Source organism: Pseudomonas mucidolens, from assembly GCF_900106045.1.
In the GTDB taxonomy this organism is placed as follows: domain Bacteria; phylum Pseudomonadota; class Gammaproteobacteria; order Pseudomonadales; family Pseudomonadaceae; genus Aquipseudomonas; species Aquipseudomonas mucidolens.
The window spans coordinates 4,941,635-4,958,548 of record NZ_LT629802.1 but is presented as its reverse complement, the minus strand read 5'-3'; the positions used below and the strand labels follow the sequence as shown (position 1 = coordinate 4,958,548).

The 16,914-nt window shown below is 57.7% G+C and carries 13 protein-coding genes; 8 read left to right on the top strand and 5 right to left on the bottom strand.

Annotation, left to right across the window (positions count from 1 at the left end; genetic code table 11):
• Positions 1 to 276 precede the first annotated feature (276 nt).
• From dnaA to gyrB, 4 genes are read left to right on the top strand one after another with little or no spacing between them, the layout of a single operon-like run.
• Positions 277 to 1,788: a chromosomal replication initiator protein DnaA gene (gene dnaA / locus BLU75_RS22735; protein WP_084378375.1), complete on the top strand. Its 1,512-nt coding sequence runs from the start codon at positions 277 to 279 to the stop codon at positions 1,786 to 1,788.
• Positions 1,789 to 1,827: 39 nt separating this feature from the next.
• A complete protein-coding gene (dnaN, locus tag BLU75_RS22730) occupies positions 1,828 to 2,931 on the top strand; it encodes a DNA polymerase III subunit beta (RefSeq protein WP_084378376.1) in 1,104 nt (367 codons plus the stop codon).
• A 20-nt stretch (positions 2,932 to 2,951) separates the two neighbouring features.
• Entirely contained in the window at positions 2,952 to 4,055 is a 1,104-nt protein-coding gene (recF, locus tag BLU75_RS22725) for a DNA replication/repair protein RecF (RefSeq protein ID WP_084378377.1), read from the top strand.
• A gap of 4 nt (positions 4,056 to 4,059) precedes the next feature.
• A complete protein-coding gene (gene gyrB, locus BLU75_RS22720; RefSeq protein ID WP_084378378.1) occupies positions 4,060 to 6,477 on the top strand; it encodes a DNA topoisomerase (ATP-hydrolyzing) subunit B in 2,418 nt (805 codons plus the stop codon).
• 87 nt (positions 6,478 to 6,564) lie between these two features.
• Here gyrB and BLU75_RS22715 read toward each other — a convergent pair whose 3' ends face one another.
• On the bottom strand, positions 6,565 to 7,305 hold the full coding sequence (locus BLU75_RS22715) for a response regulator transcription factor (protein ID WP_084378379.1): 741 nt from the start codon (positions 7,303 to 7,305) through the stop codon (positions 6,565 to 6,567).
• Between the two features lie 216 nt (positions 7,306 to 7,521).
• Here BLU75_RS22715 and BLU75_RS22710 point away from each other — a divergent pair, with 216 nt between their 5' ends.
• From BLU75_RS22710 to BLU75_RS22700, 3 genes are all read left to right on the top strand, one after another.
• A complete protein-coding gene (locus BLU75_RS22710) occupies positions 7,522 to 7,776 on the top strand; it encodes a hypothetical protein (protein ID WP_090221566.1) in 255 nt (84 codons plus the stop codon).
• A gap of 396 nt (positions 7,777 to 8,172) precedes the next feature.
• The gene (locus BLU75_RS22705) at positions 8,173 to 9,162 is read left to right on the top strand and encodes a FecR family protein (protein ID WP_084378380.1); all 990 of its coding nucleotides are present in this window, start codon (positions 8,173 to 8,175) and stop codon (positions 9,160 to 9,162) included.
• Positions 9,163 to 9,180: 18 nt separating this feature from the next.
• Positions 9,181 to 11,484 (top strand): CHASE2 domain-containing protein, encoded by a 2,304-nt coding sequence (locus BLU75_RS22700; protein WP_084378381.1) that lies wholly within the window; start codon positions 9,181 to 9,183, stop codon positions 11,482 to 11,484.
• A gap of 373 nt (positions 11,485 to 11,857) precedes the next feature.
• On the opposite strand, the gene BLU75_RS22695 is transcribed toward BLU75_RS22700, so the two are convergent.
• The 4 genes from BLU75_RS22695 to glyQ form a co-directional block, all read right to left on the bottom strand.
• Entirely contained in the window at positions 11,858 to 12,628 is a 771-nt protein-coding gene (locus BLU75_RS22695) for a lysophospholipid acyltransferase family protein (protein WP_084378382.1), read from the bottom strand.
• Between the two features lie 84 nt (positions 12,629 to 12,712).
• A complete protein-coding gene (gmhB, locus tag BLU75_RS22690; protein ID WP_165447471.1) occupies positions 12,713 to 13,249 on the bottom strand; it encodes a D-glycero-beta-D-manno-heptose 1,7-bisphosphate 7-phosphatase in 537 nt (178 codons plus the stop codon).
• Positions 13,250 to 13,251: 2 nt separating this feature from the next.
• Complete coding sequence (gene glyS / locus BLU75_RS22685) at positions 13,252 to 15,306, bottom strand: glycine--tRNA ligase subunit beta (protein ID WP_084378383.1); 2,055 nt, start codon at positions 15,304 to 15,306, stop codon at positions 13,252 to 13,254.
• Positions 15,303 to 16,256 carry a glycine--tRNA ligase subunit alpha gene (gene glyQ, locus BLU75_RS22680; protein ID WP_003187265.1) on the bottom strand — a complete coding sequence of 318 codons (954 nt, stop codon included), beginning with the start codon at positions 16,254 to 16,256 and terminating at the stop codon, positions 15,303 to 15,305. Before glyQ ends, glyS begins: the two co-directional genes overlap by 4 nt.
• 81 nt (positions 16,257 to 16,337) lie before the next feature.
• On the opposite strand from glyQ, the gene BLU75_RS22675 reads away from it, so the two are divergent.
• Positions 16,338 to 16,895 carry a DNA-3-methyladenine glycosylase I gene (locus BLU75_RS22675; RefSeq protein ID WP_084378384.1) on the top strand — a complete coding sequence of 186 codons (558 nt, stop codon included), beginning with the start codon at positions 16,338 to 16,340 and terminating at the stop codon, positions 16,893 to 16,895.
• Positions 16,896 to 16,914 lie beyond the last annotated feature (19 nt).

Genomic DNA, 16,914 nt, shown 5'->3' with positions numbered 1-16,914 from the left:
AACGGTGTTCTGCCTGTGCTGCGCTATCGGATAAGCTGTGTGTGGAATGCTTGGTTATCCACAGGCCAGTTACCCACAGACTTTCGCCCCCACTTGTACAACGAGCTCAGGCCCGCTTATCCACAGGGCTTATGCACAGACCATTGGTCGGCTTTATCTCTGCTAAAACAGTGATTCTTGACGCCCTGTGAGCAACCTTCATGTGGATAAGTGGACGGCTCGCCGCTACAATGGCGGCTGTTTTTGCCTCACCGGCTTTCAACTTAGGGGATATCCGTGTCAGTGGAACTTTGGCAGCAGTGCGTGGAGCTTTTGCGCGATGAGCTGCCTGCCCAGCAATTCAACACCTGGATCCGTCCGCTACAGGTCGAAGCCGAAGGCGACGAGTTGCGCGTCTATGCACCCAACCGTTTTGTTCTCGACTGGGTCAATGAGAAGTACCTGAGCCGTGTTCTCGAATTGCTCGATGAACATGGCAATGGGCTGGCTCCGGCGCTTTCCTTATTAATAGGTAGCAAGCGCAGCTCGGCACCGCGTCCCGCACCGAATGCGCCGTTGGCCGCTGCTGCTTCACAAACGCAGGTAACGGCGTCTGGCAATAATCCGCCGACCGCGCCAGCCCCGACGAAGTCCTCTACGCAGAAGAATGCGCCGGTCAGCGAAGAGCCGTCCCGTGACAGCTTCGATCCGATGGCGGGTGCCAGTTCCCAGCAAGCGCCGGTTCGCGCCGAACAGCGCACAGTGCAGGTCGAGGGTGCGCTCAAGCACACCAGCTACCTGAACCGTACCTTCACCTTTGAGAATTTCGTCGAAGGTAAGTCCAACCAATTGGCCCGTGCCGCGGCCTGGCAGGTTGCCGACAATCCCAAGCATGGTTACAACCCGCTTTTCCTTTATGGCGGCGTTGGCTTGGGTAAAACTCACTTGATGCATGCGGTGGGTAACCATCTATTAAAGAAGAACCCGAATGCCAAGGTCGTGTACCTGCACTCGGAACGCTTCGTGGCTGACATGGTCAAGGCCTTGCAGCTCAACGCGATCAACGAGTTCAAACGGTTCTACCGTTCGGTCGATGCGCTGCTGATCGATGACATTCAGTTCTTCGCGCGCAAGGAACGCTCCCAGGAGGAGTTTTTCCACACGTTCAATGCGTTGCTTGAAGGCGGCCAGCAAGTCATCTTGACCAGTGACCGTTATCCGAAGGAAATCGAAGGCCTGGAAGAGCGTTTGAAATCGCGCTTCGGTTGGGGTCTGACGGTTGCGGTAGAGCCTCCAGAGCTGGAAACCCGGGTCGCGATCCTGATGAAGAAAGCTGACCAGGCGAAAGTCGACCTGCCTCACGATGCTGCATTCTTCATTGCCCAGCGCATTCGTTCCAACGTGCGTGAGCTGGAGGGCGCGCTCAAGCGGGTCATCGCTCACTCGCACTTCATGGGACGCGATATCACCATCGAATTGATTCGCGAATCGCTGAAAGACTTGTTGGCGTTGCAAGACAAGCTGGTCAGTGTGGATAACATTCAACGCACGGTGGCCGAGTACTACAAAATCAAGATTTCCGATCTGCTGTCCAAGCGCCGTTCGCGCTCGGTAGCACGTCCCCGTCAGGTTGCCATGGCCCTCTCCAAGGAGTTGACCAACCACAGCCTGCCGGAAATTGGTGATGTGTTTGGTGGTCGTGACCACACCACGGTCTTGCATGCATGCCGCAAGATCAACGAACTTAAGGAATCCGACGCGGACATTCGCGAGGACTACAAGAACCTGCTGCGTACACTGACAACTTGATGAACACCAGCGCAGCTTATTAAGGCAAGGGACTAGACCATGCATTTCACCATTCAACGCGAAGCCCTGTTGAAACCCCTGCAACTGGTCGCAGGCGTCGTCGAGCGCCGACAGACCTTGCCGGTGCTTTCCAACGTATTGCTGGTGGTCGAAGGCCAGCAGTTGTCGTTAACCGGTACCGATCTGGAAGTTGAGCTGGTTGGTCGTGTACAGCTGGAAGATGCCGCAGAGCCCGGTGAAATCACCGTACCTGCGCGCAAGCTGATGGACATCTGCAAGAGCCTGCCCAACGATGCGATGATCGACATCAAAGTCGATGAGCAGAAGCTGGTGGTCAAGGCCGGGCGCAGTCGTTTCACGCTTTCTACCCTGCCGGCGAATGACTTCCCGACGGTAGAAGAAGGCCCAGGTTCGCTGACGTGCAGCCTGGAGCAAAGCAAGCTGCGCCGGTTGATCGAGCGCACCAGCTTCGCCATGGCCCAGCAAGACGTGCGTTATTACCTCAACGGTATGCTGCTGGAAGTCTCGGCAGGCATCATCCGTGCGGTGGCCACTGACGGCCATCGCCTGGCGATGTGTTCGATGCAGGCCGACATCGGTCAGCCGGACCGTCACCAAGTGATTGTGCCGCGCAAGGGTATCCTCGAGCTGGCGCGTTTGCTCACCGAGCCGGACGGCAACGTCAGCATCGTGCTCGGCCAACACCACATCCGCGCGACGACTGGTGAGTTCACCTTCACCTCCAAACTGGTGGACGGTAAATTCCCGGATTACGAGCGCGTCCTGCCCAAAGGCGGCGACAAGTTGGTGATCGGCGATCGCCAAGCCCTGCGTGAAGCGTTCAGCCGTACTGCGATTCTTTCCAATGAAAAATATCGTGGTATTCGTCTGCAATTGGCCAATGGTCAATTGAAGATCCAGGCTAACAACCCGGAACAGGAAGAAGCGGAAGAAGAAGTAGGCGTCGATTACAACGGCGGCTCCCTGGAGATCGGCTTCAACGTCAGCTACCTGCTGGACGTGCTGGGCGTGATGACGACTGAACAGGTTCGCCTGATTCTGTCTGACTCCAACAGCAGCGCGCTGGTGCAGGAGTCGGATAATGATGACTCGGCCTACGTCGTTATGCCGATGCGTCTGTAATCATGTTCAGCAGAAGCTAGATGTCCCTCAGTCGTGTCTCGGTCACCGCGGTGCGCAATCTGCACCCGGTGACCTTCTCCCCTTCCCCCCGCATTAATATCCTCCATGGCGTCAATGGCAGTGGCAAAACCAGCGTGCTGGAAGCCATCCACTTGTTGGGGCTTGCGCGTTCCTTTCGCAGTGCGCGCTTGTTACCCGTTATTCAGTACGAACAGCTGGCCTGTACCGTATTCGGTCAGGTTGAGTTGGCGGAAGGTGGTCATAGCAGCCTGGGGGTATCGAGAGATCGCCAGGGAGAGTTTCAGATCCGGATCGATGGGCAAAATGCTCGCAGCGCTGCGCAGCTGGCGGAAATTCTGCCGCTGCAATTGATCAACCCTGATAGCTTCCGCCTGCTGGAAGGCGCACCGAAAATCCGCAGGCAGTTTCTCGATTGGGGCGTGTTCCACGTGGAACCACGGTTCATGGCTACTTGGCAGCGCCTGCAGAAGGCCCTCCGACAGCGGAACTCGTGGCTGCGGCATGGTACACTTGACGCCGCTTCGCAAGCTGCCTGGGACCGGGAATTGTGCCTGGCCAGCGCTGAAATAGATGAATACCGTCGCACCTATATCAAAGCCTTGAAACCGGTCTTTGAACAGACCTTGAGCGAGCTCTTGGCGCTTGAGGGGCTGACGCTGAGTTACTACCGTGGATGGGACAAAGAGCGCGAGCTGAGTGCAGTGCTCGCGTCGTCGCTGCAACGGGATCAGCAAATGGGTCACACCCAGGCCGGACCACAACGTGCTGATTTGCGTCTTAGATTAGGCGCACACAACGCGGCAGACATCTTGTCCCGCGGTCAGCAAAAGTTGGTGGTCTGTGCGCTGCGTATCGCTCAAGGGCATTTGGTTAGCCAAGCCCGACGCGGTCAGTGTATTTATCTGGTGGATGACTTGCCGTCCGAACTGGACGAGCAACATCGCCGCGCGTTGTGCCGCTTGTTGGAAGACTTACGCTGCCAGGTGTTTATCACCTGTGTAGATCACGAATTATTGAGGGAAGGCTGGCAGACGGAAACGCCAGTCGCTTTGTTCCACGTGGAACAAGGCCGTATCACCCAGACCCACGACCATCGGGAGTGAAGGCATGAGCGAAGAAAATACGTACGACTCGACCAGCATTAAAGTGCTTAAAGGTTTGGATGCCGTACGCAAACGTCCCGGTATGTACATCGGCGATACCGATGATGGCAGCGGTCTGCACCATATGGTGTTCGAGGTGGTCGATAACTCGATCGACGAAGCTCTGGCCGGCCACTGCGACGACATCAGCATCATCATCCATCCGGATGAATCCATCACCGTGCGCGACAACGGTCGCGGTATCCCGGTTGATGTGCATAAAGAGGAAGGCGTTTCGGCGGCAGAGGTCATCATGACCGTGCTCCACGCTGGCGGTAAGTTCGACGACAACTCCTATAAAGTATCCGGCGGTTTGCACGGTGTAGGTGTGTCGGTGGTAAACGCTCTGTCCGAAGAGCTGATCTTGACCGTCCGCCGTAGTGGAAAAATCTGGGAACAGACTTACGTCCACGGCGTTCCACAAGCACCGATGACGATCGTTGGCGACAGCGAAACCACCGGTACGCAGATTCACTTCAAGCCTTCGAGTGAAACCTTCAAGAACATCCACTTCAGCTGGGACATCCTGGCCAAGCGGATTCGTGAACTGTCCTTCCTTAACTCCGGTGTGGGTATCGTCCTCAAGGACGAGCGCAGTGGCAAGGAAGAACTGTTCAGATACGAAGGTGGTCTGCGCGCGTTCGTTGAATACCTGAACACCAACAAGACTGCGGTCAACCAGGTGTTCCACTTCAACATTCAGCGTGAAGACGGCATCGGCGTGGAAATCGCCTTGCAGTGGAACGACAGCTTCAACGAGAACCTGTTGTGCTTCACCAACAATATTCCACAACGCGATGGCGGCACCCACTTGGTGGGTTTCCGTTCTGCACTGACGCGTAACCTGAACACTTACATCGAAGCAGAAGGCCTGGCGAAGAAACACAAAGTCGCCACCACCGGTGACGATGCCCGTGAAGGCCTGACCGCGATTATTTCGGTCAAGGTTCCGGATCCGAAGTTCAGCTCCCAGACCAAAGACAAGCTGGTCTCTTCCGAAGTGAAGACTGCGGTTGAACAGGAAATGGGCAAGTACTTCTCCGACTTCCTGCTGGAAAACCCGAACGAAGCCAAACTGGTTGTCGGCAAAATGATCGACGCGGCGCGGGCGCGTGAAGCGGCGCGTAAAGCCCGTGAAATGACCCGTCGTAAAGGTGCGCTGGATATCGCCGGTTTGCCGGGCAAGCTGGCGGACTGCCAGGAGAAGGACCCTGCCCTCTCCGAACTGTATCTGGTGGAAGGTGACTCTGCTGGCGGTTCCGCCAAGCAGGGTCGTAACCGTCGCACCCAGGCAATCCTGCCGTTGAAGGGCAAGATCCTCAACGTTGAGAAAGCCCGCTTCGACAAGATGATTTCCTCGCAGGAAGTCGGCACCCTGATCACGGCCTTGGGCTGTGGCATCGGCCGCGAGGAATACAACATCGATAAGCTGCGTTACCACAACATCATCATCATGACCGATGCTGACGTCGACGGTTCGCACATCCGTACCCTGTTGCTGACGTTTTTCTTCCGTCAGTTGCCGGAGCTGATCGAGCGTGGCTACATCTACATTGCCCAGCCGCCATTGTATAAAGTGAAAAAAGGCAAGCAAGAGCAATACATCAAAGACGACGACGCCATGGAAGAGTACATGACGCAGTCGGCCCTGGAAGATGCCAGTCTGCACTTGAACGATGAGGCTCCGGGCATCTCCGGTGAGTCGCTGGAGCGTTTGGTAAACGACTTCCGCATGGTAATGAAGACGCTCAAGCGTTTGTCGCGCCTGTACCCTCAGGAGCTGACCGAGCACTTTATTTATCTGCCTGCCGTCAGTCTTGAGCAATTGGGCGATCATGCAGCGATGCAGGATTGGATGGCGCAGTACGAGACACGCCTGCGCACGGTGGAAAAATCCGGCCTGGTATACAAAGCCAGCCTGCGTGAAGACCGTGAGCGTAATGTCTGGCTGCCAGAGGTCGAACTGATCTCCCATGGCTTGTCGAATTACATTACCTTCAACCGCGACTTCTTCGGCAGCAACGATTACAAGACCGTTGTTACCCTCGGTGCGCAATTGAGCACCCTGTTGGACGACGGTGCTTATATTCAGCGCGGTGAACGCAAGAAAGCAGTCAAGGAATTCAAGGAAGCCCTCGACTGGTTGATGAATGAAAGCACCAAGCGTCACACCATTCAGCGATACAAAGGTCTGGGCGAAATGAACCCGGATCAGCTCTGGGAAACCACCATGGACCCAAGCCAGCGTCGCATGTTGCGTGTGACCATCGAAGACGCTATTGGCGCGGATCAGATTTTCAACACCCTGATGGGTGATGCGGTCGAGCCTCGTCGAGACTTCATCGAGAGCAACGCCTTGGCGGTTTCCAACCTGGATTTCTGATCCAGACACGCCAAACAAAAAAGGCCAACGCTTAGCGTTGGCCTTTTTTATGCAAAAAACTAATGACGGAATGCTCCACGTGGAACATCAAGCCAATTTTTCTTCCTCTTCCCCATTGGAAGCAGTGACGCTTTCCAGTCGGTACCCGTAGCCGTAGATGGTCAGCAACTGCCACCCGCGATCAGCCGTCAGACCCAGTTTGTTGCGTAATCGATAGATATGAGTATCCAGCGGCCTTGAAGAGACCATTTCTTCATGGGTCCAGAACCGCTCATACAAATACTCTCGGGACAGCGGTCGAGCCAGGTTGTCGAACAGGCAGCGCGCCAGACGGTACTCTCTTTCGGTGGGGTTGATAGGCGTGCCGTTGCGGGTCACGGTAAGTTCTGCATCGTCAAACGTCAGGTCATTAAACACCGACACTTCGCTGGCCTTGGCTTTATTTAAGCCGTGGCGACGCAGGACCGCCATTACGCGTGCCTTGAGTTCGTTAGGGCGAAAGGGTTTGCTGACGTAGTCATCCGCGCCGCTGTTCAACGCCGTGACGATATCGGCCTCTGCATCGCGACTGGTGAGCATGATGGCAGGGGGTGGCGCCTCGAGGTGTTCGCGGGTCCAGCGCAAAATGGCTAGGCCGCTGAGGTCAGGTAATTGCCAGTCAAGCACCAGCAAATCAAACGTTTCCCGGCGCAATTGGCGCAGCAAGTCTTCACCGCGTTCGAAGCAATGCAGCGTCCATGGCTGTTCCGAGGCGTTTGGAATTTGTCGCAGTGTCTGTTCCACCCGCTTCAATTCAGCAGGTTCGTCATCCAGTATCGCGACACGCATGTGGGAGGGTCCTTTCTTTCTTGATGAGTGCTACGCAGGTATTGCCAACGCCGCAGGTAGCTGCGCAAAAACCGAGTGTTGAATCTGAATAATTATGACCAGATTCTCAAGTCCCGTGGAACTCTCGGTACGCTGATATCAGATAGCCCTTAGGCCGTTAAACATCGCGTACCCAGCTGGAACGATACCGGCTCGAGCTCCTAAGGAAAAGGATCAATGGCGAACCGCTTTTATGCGCTATCACGACAAGCGATCGTCCTGCAGAAGGTCAGCGTGTGGGGAAAGATGCTGATGGTGGTCGCCGCTGCGACGCTCGGCACAGAAACGGTGAGTGCCAGTAATCCGAACATGATAGTTCCGTTTAATGAAGTTCACTCGTTGCATGAGGCCGTTGACTCCTTGGGGTACGCAGGCCTGCAGGTTGAGGCGCCACGTCCGCACCAGTCAACCACTCAGCGTTGGGTATTCTGAATCTGAACAAATGTGGCAAAGCCCCACGCAGACCTTTGTTGTAGGTAAATTCTCTATCACAGTGTGAAACACGGAGGGCTTGCGCGGGAAGCGCTCTCGACTCAGGGACGTGTCATCTGTAGTCCGAGGTTCGCCGCGGACTGTTGTCGGGGAGATGTGAGGGACAGTATTTCTTCGATGTACACCCGGCTCGACAATGTCGAATCGGTCGACACAGGGACGTGTCATCCATTCTCAATGGGTCACGGTCCAGCCAGCGGTCGTGTCTATCGCGTCAGACATTTCGGCTATCGAGTGCGATGCGTCATCGGGTATCGTAGGCGGCACTCAAGGTCCTGCTCCAGCAAGACGCTTTCTGAACGCGCTTTCTGATGAATTATTAGAACTAGAACCTTGATGGATACCATGACCCTCTTCCCTCGTCGTACCCGCTCTCCTCTCGCTCTTTTATTAAGCTCAGGCTTGATCATGGCGTTCTGTGCCGGCAGTCCGGTCGTCATGGCGAAGCCGGCTGCTATTCGTGCGCCCTATATTGATGACAACCTGCTCTGTCGGGCACAGCCGTTACCTGCGGTCGTTCAGCACCTCACGGGCGAAGCTTGGAAACTGGATGCCCAAGGCCGCCCGAGCGTGCTCGAAGAAGGCATGGTGATCGATGAGCTGGAAGGCGTGCAGACCTCACCGTCAGCGTTTGTCAGCCTGTTGTTGGGAGATGGTTCGCGGGTTGTCTTGCCCTCCAGTTCTCAGGTTCGGTTGCGTCTGGCATCCGAGCTTGCAATTCCCCAGGTGATTCTGGAGCAAGGCCAGGTCGAAGCCTATGTGCTCAAGCGCACCAGTGATCATGATCGCTTTCAGATCGTGACTCCGGTCGGTGTGTTGGGCGTGCGTGGCACTCACTTTCGCGTGCGCAACGACGATGATCAGTCGGTGGTCGAGGTGCTCAATGGCCTGGTCGCGGTCAGTCGTACCGAGCACCTGGATGCGGGGCGCCCAACCGAAGTGCCCGAGGGCCCGGTGCAAGAGCAATTGCAGGTCGGGGCCCGGCAAGGCGTCTTGTTCAAAAAACAGGGTGAGTTGAAAACCGTGGAGTTGCTGGGCGCCCCGCGATTGGTCGGGCAGGACGGCCAGAAAGGTGATGCCCCGGTGTGGACGTTATTCCTGCGCCCGCTGCCGGGTGCGCAACGCTACCGTGCCCAGGTCGCCTCCGATAAAGCTTTTATGAACATCAAGCAGGAAAATTTTTCCAGTGAACCGCGTGTAAGCTTCACTGGGCTCAAGGCATCGTTCTATCACGTTCGCGTGTCCGCGTTTGATGAGCAAGGACTGGAGGGAGAGGCTGGGGTTTATGACATTTTCTATTATCCGCCCGCCTCCCGTGTGCAGTAACACTGGGGCGACCTGCCGGTGAGGCTGTGGCGCAAGGCTGAAAAGCGCCAGCCGACTCAAGCTCAACGCCTGTTCAATGGTCTTGTGCGGGAATGGTTGTGGATCAGTCTGCTCCTGTTGCCGATGACCGCTTTCCTGTCCCTCAGCCCTGGCTTTGCGCTCAATAATCTGCTGTATGACAGCCTTCGGCGGTTAACGCCGTTACCGGTGGAACCGCGCGTTTTGCTGGTGACCATCGATGACCTGAGTCTCAGGCAATTGGGACAATGGCCCTGGTCACGTCGCCTGCACGCCGATCTGATTGACCAATTGAACGCAGCCAAACCCGCAGGCATTTTGTTCGATGTGATCTTCAGTGAACCGGCACGCGATCCCGCCGATGACCAGCGTCTGGCCCAGGCGATTTGCCAGGCGGGCAACGTCCTGCTGCCGCTGATCCGCGAAGGCACGCCGCGTTATGCTCAGCCGATACGGCAAATATTGCCGGTGCTGCCGCTGCGTGATTGCGTCAGGGGCATTGGGCATATCAATGTGGAAGCCGACGGCGACGGTATCGTTCGCAGCCTCTATCTGCGGGAAGGGCCGACTGGGCAAATGAGGCCGCAACTGGCTTGGTTGGCCTACGAGCTGAGTGGCGGAAAAACCGCCATGCCAGGGTTATCTGCCGCGTCAACGAGCAAGGACTGGCAGCGCGACAATGCTATTCGGATTCCCTTTATCGCGGCCGACGACGGCTTTCCCAGTGTGCCTTATGTCAGCGTGCTGCGCGGTGAGGTCCCGCCCGAGTTGCTGCGTGATCGTTTGATTCTGGTGGGCGCCACTGCGCCAGGCATGGGGGATCGTTACGTCACGCCCTTGTCGGCCAGTGTAGGCACCACACCAGGCGTGGAAATCCAGGCCAATATCCTCAACGGTTTGATGCAAGGACGCAGCATTACCGTCTTGCCCGGCTGGCTGGCGGCATTGCTGGCGACCTCAATGGTGGCGGTGTTGCTGGGCCTGCTGCTGTTTCGCCCGCGTTATGCATTGTGGTTGACCCTGGGCAGCATGACTATCGCCCTCCTCGGCGCCTGGGGCTTATTGCGCCTGGGCGCGTGGTGGTCACCTGCGGCCTGCCTGATCGGCTTGCTGCTCGGGTACTTGATCTGGAACTGGCGTCGTCTGAGCGTGATCCTGGCGTATTTCGGCTGGGAGCTGGCACGGCTCGACAGTGAGCCCAAAGTGCTGCCAGAGCGCCGCCGTGCGCCCGTCAGCAACGGAGACGTGTTGCAAGGTCGTATCTATGCCCTGGAGCAAGCCGTGAGCCGCACGCGCGACACGCGACGCTTTATGGCCGATGGGTTGGAGTGTCTGCCGGTAGCAACGCTGATTACCGACCCGAAAGGCAGCGTCCTGCTGGCTAACCGCATCGCCCGCGAGGTGTTTGATAGCGAGCTGGTCAATGAAAACCTGCAGGAGCAGCTTGCGGCATTGGGCTATCCGCCGTTGTTGGAAGGTGTGCGCCCGGCGATGTCGGCATTGGAGATCGGCGAGTTTCGCGACATCCGACAACGCAGCCTGCGCCTGGAGCTTGCACCATTGCTGCCGGCAGATGGCGAAGTGGCGTTGGGTTGGTTATTGAGCCTGACGGATCTGAGCATCGAACGTGAGGCCCAGCAGCAGCGCGAAACGCTTCTACGCTTCTTGTCCCACGATTTGCGCGCGCCGCACTCGGCGATTCTCGCGCTACTGGACGTCCAACGCCATGAAACCCCTGAGGCTTTCCCGGTATTTGCCCAAATCGAACAACAGGTGCGCCGCGCCCTGAACCTGACCGAGTCGTTCGTCCAGTTGGCCAAGGCTGAATCCGATGGCTATCAGTTTCAGCCGAGTCTGTTCGCCATGCTGGTACTCGATGCGTTTGATCAAGTGGCGCTGTTGGCTCAGTTGAAAGGCATCCACCTGGTTCACCCGTTGGATGAGGCAGGTGAAGAAATGGTCTTGGCGGATCAATCGCTGTTGACCCGCGCCTTATTCAACCTGTTGCAGAATGCAATCAAATACAGTCCGTCCGGCACGACGGTTACTTTGAGTGTCGAGTGCAGTGGCGAATGGCTGACGTGTCGAATCAGGGATCAGGGTCCCGGCATCGCGCCTGGGGATCTACCGGAGTTGTTCAGCCAATATCGACGCTTTGCTTCTGCCCAGGGCAGTGAAGGCCTGGGTCTGGGCCTGACGATGGTCAAGACCGTGGTGGATCGTCACAGCGGAAGGATTGAGTGCGAAAGCGTGGTTGGACAGGGCACGGTTTTCAGCCTGCAGTTGCCGCTGTGGCAGGAGTAGAACGACCGGATGAAAGCGAAGTTCAACCGTGTATGAAAAAACGGCCGCAAGGGCTAATGCCGATCAGTTAAGGCTTTCTGTAGGAGCAAGGGGGGCGCCTAGCCCTTGCTCGCGAAGAACTCAAAGGCGCCGCGTTTATCCAGAAGGCACGCGTTATCGTTGACGTTTTTCGCGAGCAAGCTCGCTCCTACAGGATGTCTCATTCGCTTAACTGATCGGCTTAGCCGCGAGGGCCGATTTTTATCGTGGGGAAAAAACTTATGCACGTTTTCAGTGTGTTTTATCAGCTTAAGAAATATGTAATAAAATCAGAAAGTTAAAATCAAAAATAGACAACTTTCGCACAAAGCGTACACAGCTTATCCACAGAAACTCAAATGGCCGTCTGGTCTTCTGCGACCGGCAGTGGCGGCAATGATCCCATCGCCCTTTGTTGAGCCTCATTCCATGCGGCTGCACGGTCATTCAGCGCTGCAATCGCGCGTGGCCCCTCGCCTTCGGCGTACATCGGTTCGCCGATGACCACGGTGATGGTGCCCGCGCGTTTGGCCCAGCCCTCTTTCGGCCAGAACCTGCCCGCGTTGTGGGCGATCGGCAGCACTGGCAGGTTGGCGTTGACCGCCAATGCCGTACCGCCCCTGGAGAACTTGCCCACAGTGCCAAACGGCACACGTGTACCCTCGGGAAAGATCAGCACCCAGACCCCGTCCTTGAGCAGTTCGTCACCCTTCTTTGCGACGTGCTTGAGCGCCGCCTTGGGGTTGTCGCGATCAATCGCAATCGGGCGCAGCATCGCCATGGCCCAACCAAAGAAGGGTACGAATAGCAGCTCACGCTTGAGCACCTGGCTCAGGGGTGAAAAGTACGCCGAGAGAAAGAAGGTTTCCCATGTGCTCTGGTGGTTCGACAGAATCACGCAAGGCTGGTCCGGGACATGCTCGGCGCCTTTGATCTCGAAACGGATATTCAGCAATACCTTGGTCAGCCACAATGCGCAGCGGCACCAATAAACGTTGATGAAACGATAGCGCGCCTTGAACGGCAAAAAGGGCGCGATAAAAAAGCTCAGGGTGCACCAGAGCAAGGAACTGGTGCCCAGCAGCAGGTAAAAGAAAAAGGTTCTGATGGCCTGCAAAATCGACATGGCGGCATTTACCGTTGCGGGGCAAGGCCCGCCTGTTAAAAGCGCGCTCCCGAACAGTCCTTGGTCAGGAAGTCAGAAGGGCTGCTATGTGTTGATAAGTTCAGCGGCAACCGCCGCCAGATCGTCAAAAATCAAGGTGCCCGCCGGCAGGGTTTTGCCCTGGGTCTTTTCGCCTTTCCCGGTTTTTACCAAAACTGGCTGTGAGTCGACGGTCTTGGCCGCCTCCAGGTCACCGAGACTGTCCCCGACGAACCATAGGCCCGTCAACGGAACATTGTAATGTTTTGCAATGGTTTTCAGCATGCCGGGTTTCGGCTTACGGCAATCGCAGCCTTCGTCCGGCCCGTGTGGGCAATAAACCACCAACCCGAGCTCACCGCCCTGCTCGGCCACCAACGTGCGCAAGCGCGCGTGCATGGCGTCCAGGGTGGCGAGGTCGTAGTAGCCGCGGGCGATGCCGGACTGGTTAGTGGCGACGGCCACTGTCCAGCCGGCCTTGCTTAACTGCGCGATGGCCTCGATCGAGCCGGGCAGTGGAATCCATTCCTCCACCGATTTGATGTAAGCGTCGGAGTCGTAATTGATCACCCCGTCCCGATCGAGAATCAGCAGTTTCAACATGTTCAGCCCAGTACGGAAATGTCAGCGATGTTGATAAACAACCCGCGCAGACGTGCCAGCATGGCGTAGCGGTTTTTCCGTACGTTCGCGTCTTCGGCGTTGATCATCACGGCCTCGAAGAACGCATCCACCGGTTCACGCAAGGTGGCCAGGCGCGCGAGGGCTTCGGCGTAGCTGCGTTCGGCGATCAGCGGCTTCACCGCGTTCTCGGCCTTGGCGATAGCCGAGTTCAGCGAGAACTCCTTGGCATCGGCAAACAGGCCTGGGTCAACGTCGGCCGAACCGAGGTTGTCGGCTTTGCTCAACAGGTTCGACACACGCTTGTTCACGGCGGCCAGTGCATCGGCTTCCGGCAACTTGCGAAACGCCTGTACGGCTTGCACGCGTTGATCAAAGTCCAACGCCGAACCCGGTTGCAGGGCCCGTACCGAGAGGTAGACCGCGACGTCGACGCCTTCGTCTTCGTAACGCGCGCGCAGGCGGTCGAACACGAACTCCAGCACTTGCTCGGCCAGGCCGGCTTGCTTGACCTTGGCCCCGAACTGGCCGACAGCGAACACCACGGCCTGGGTCAGGTCGAGGTCCAGTTGCTTGTCGATCAGGATTCGCAGCACGCCAAGGGCCGCACGGCGCAGGGCGTAGGGGTCCTTGCTGCCGGTGGGCAACATGCCGATGCCGAAGATACCCACCAGGGTATCCAGCTTGTCGGCAATCGCCACGGCCGCACCGGTGAGGGTGCTCGGCAGTTCGGCGCCAGCGCCGCGTGGCATGTACTGCTCGTTCAGCGCCAGCGCGACGTCGTCCGGCTCACCGTCATTGAGGGCGTAGTAGTAACCGGCAACACCCTGCATCTCCGGGAACTCGCCGACCATTTCGGTGGCCAGGTCGCATTTCGACAGCAGGCCTGCGCGCGTAGCCCAGGCGGCATCGCCACCAATGCGTGGCGCGATGTAGGCCGCCAGCTTGGAAACCCGCACGGCCTTGTCATAGACGCTGCCCAGTTTTTCCTGGAACACCACGTTTTGCAGGCGCAGGTTGAAGTCTTCCAGCTTCTGCTTCTTGTCTTGCTTGAAGAAAAACTCGGCATCGGTCAGGCGCGGGCGAACGACTTTTTCGTTACCGGCGATGATTTGCTGCGGGTCTTTGCTTTCGATGTTGGCCACGGTGATAAAGCGTGGCAGCAATTTGCCGTCGACATCCAGCAGGCAGAAATACTTCTGGTTGTCCTGCATGGTGGTGATCAGGGCTTCTTGCGGCACATCGAGGAAACGCTCTTCGAACGAACACACCAGCGGCACCGGCCACTCAACCAGCGCGGTGACTTCGTCGAGCAGGCTTGGCGGCACGATGGCGGTGCCTTCCTGCAGGCGGGCCAGCTCTTCGGTGCGCTTGCTGATCAGTTCGCGACGTTCATTGGCATCCGCCAGCACGTACGCGGCGCGCAGATCATTGAGGTAGTTGGCCGGCGAAGTGATGCGCACGCTTTGCGGGTGATGGAAGCGGTGACCACGCGAATCGCGTCCGGACTGCTGGGCGAGGATGGTGCAGTCGACCACCTGATCGCCCAGCAGCATGACCAGCCATTGGGTCGGACGCACGAACTCTTCCTTGCGGGCACCCCAACGCATGCGCTTGGGAATCGGCAGGTCGTTCAGCGAGTCTTCAACGATGGTCGGCAACAGGCTGGCGGTTGGCTTGCCCTTGATGACTTGGCTGAAACGCAGTTTCGGGCCGCTCTGGTCGATTTCGCTCAGCTCGACGCCGCACTTCTTGGCGAAACCAAGAGCGGCCTGGGTCGGATTGCCTTCGGCATCGAACGCGGCCTGGCGTGGCGGGCCGTCGAGGTTGATGTTGCGGTCCGGTTGCTGGGTTTCCAGCGCGGTCAGCAGCACAGCCAGGCGGCGCGGCGCGGCGTAGACATGCTTCGCTTCAAACTTCAGGCCGGCGCTTTGCAGGCCTTTTTCGATCCCGGCCAGGAACGCATCGGCCAGGGTGTTGAGGGCCTTGGGTGGCAGCTCTTCGGTACCCAGTTCAACCAGGAAATCTTGAGCACTCATTGTGCAGCCTCCAGCTTAGCCAACACTTCATCACGCAGGTCCGGGGTTGCCATCGGGAAGCCCAGCTTGGCGCGAGCCAGCAGGTAGGCTTGGGCGACGGAACGCGCCAGGGTGCGTACACGCAGAATGTATTGCTGGCGCGCGGTGACCGAGATGGCACGACGGGCATCCAGCAGGTTGAAGGTATGGGATGCCTTCAAGACCATTTCGTAGCTTGGCAACGGCAGCGGCTGATCCAGTTCGATCAGGCGCTTGGCTTCGCTTTCGTAGAAATCGAATAGTTCGAACAGCTTGTCGACGTTGGCGTGTTCGAAGTTATAGGTCGATTGCTCCACTTCGTTCTGGTGGAACACATCGCCATAGGTGACTTTGCCGAACGGACCGTCAGCCCACACCAGGTCGTAGACCGAATCCACGCCCTGCAGGTACATGGCCAGGCGCTCGAGGCCGTAGGTGATCTCGCCGGTCACCGGGTAGCATTCGATGCCGCCCGCCTGCTGGAAGTAGGTGAACTGAGTCACTTCCATGCCGTTGAGCCAGACTTCCCAACCCAGGCCCCAGGCGCCGAGGGTTGGCGATTCCCAGTTGTCTTCGACGAAACGGATGTCGTGGACCAGCGGGTCCAGGCCGACATGTTTCAGCGAGCCCAGGTACAGCTCCTGGAAGTTGTCCGGGTTAGGCTTCAAGACCACCTGGAACTGGTAGTAGTGCTGCAGGCGATTTGGGTTTTCACCGTAGCGGCCGTCAGTCGGGCGACGACTGGGCTGCACATAAGCGGCGTTCCAGGTTTCCGGGCCGATGGCCCGCAGGAATGTAGCGGTGTGGAAAGTGCCGGCGCCTACTTCCATATCGTAGGGCTGAAGTACCACACAACCTTGCTCTGCCCAGTATTGCTGGAGGGCGAGGATCAAGTCTTGGAAGGTACGCACGGCTGGCGTAGGCTGGCTCACGAAATTCACCTGTTACTTGGGCTGCGATTTAAAGAGCGGGAGTATACCCGATTCGGCCCCGCCACTACTCCCTGGAGCCTTATGCCACGCTGCTTTTGGTGTTCTGAAGATCCGCTGTACATGGCTTATCACGATCAGGAGTGGGGAACGCCGCTGCGCGATGCGCAGGGTTTGTTTGAACTGCTTTTGCTCGAAGGGTTCCAGGCGGGCCTGTCGTGGATCACCGTTTTACGCAAACGCGAGCATTATCGAAAGGTCTTGTTCGGTTTTGATGCGCAGCGGTTGGCGCGGTTGAGCGATGCCGAGATCGAGCTGTTGATGCAGGATCCGGGCATTGTGCGCAACCGCTTGAAACTCAACGCCACCCGACGCAATGCCGCGGCCTGGCTGGCGCTGGAGGATCCGGTGGGATGGCTCTGGGCGTTTGTCGGCGACGTGCCCAAGGTCAATCATTTCAAGGATCGCAGTGAAGTCCCGGCCATCACGCCAGAGGCTGAAGCCATGAGTCGCGCGCTGAAAAAAGCCGGCTTCACTTTCGTCGGGCCGACCATCTGCTACGCGTTCATGCAGGCCTCGGGCATGGTCATGGACCACACCCAGGACTGTGACCGTTACGCGGACTTGGCCAACGCCGGTTAGAATGGCGCACTTTGCGCAC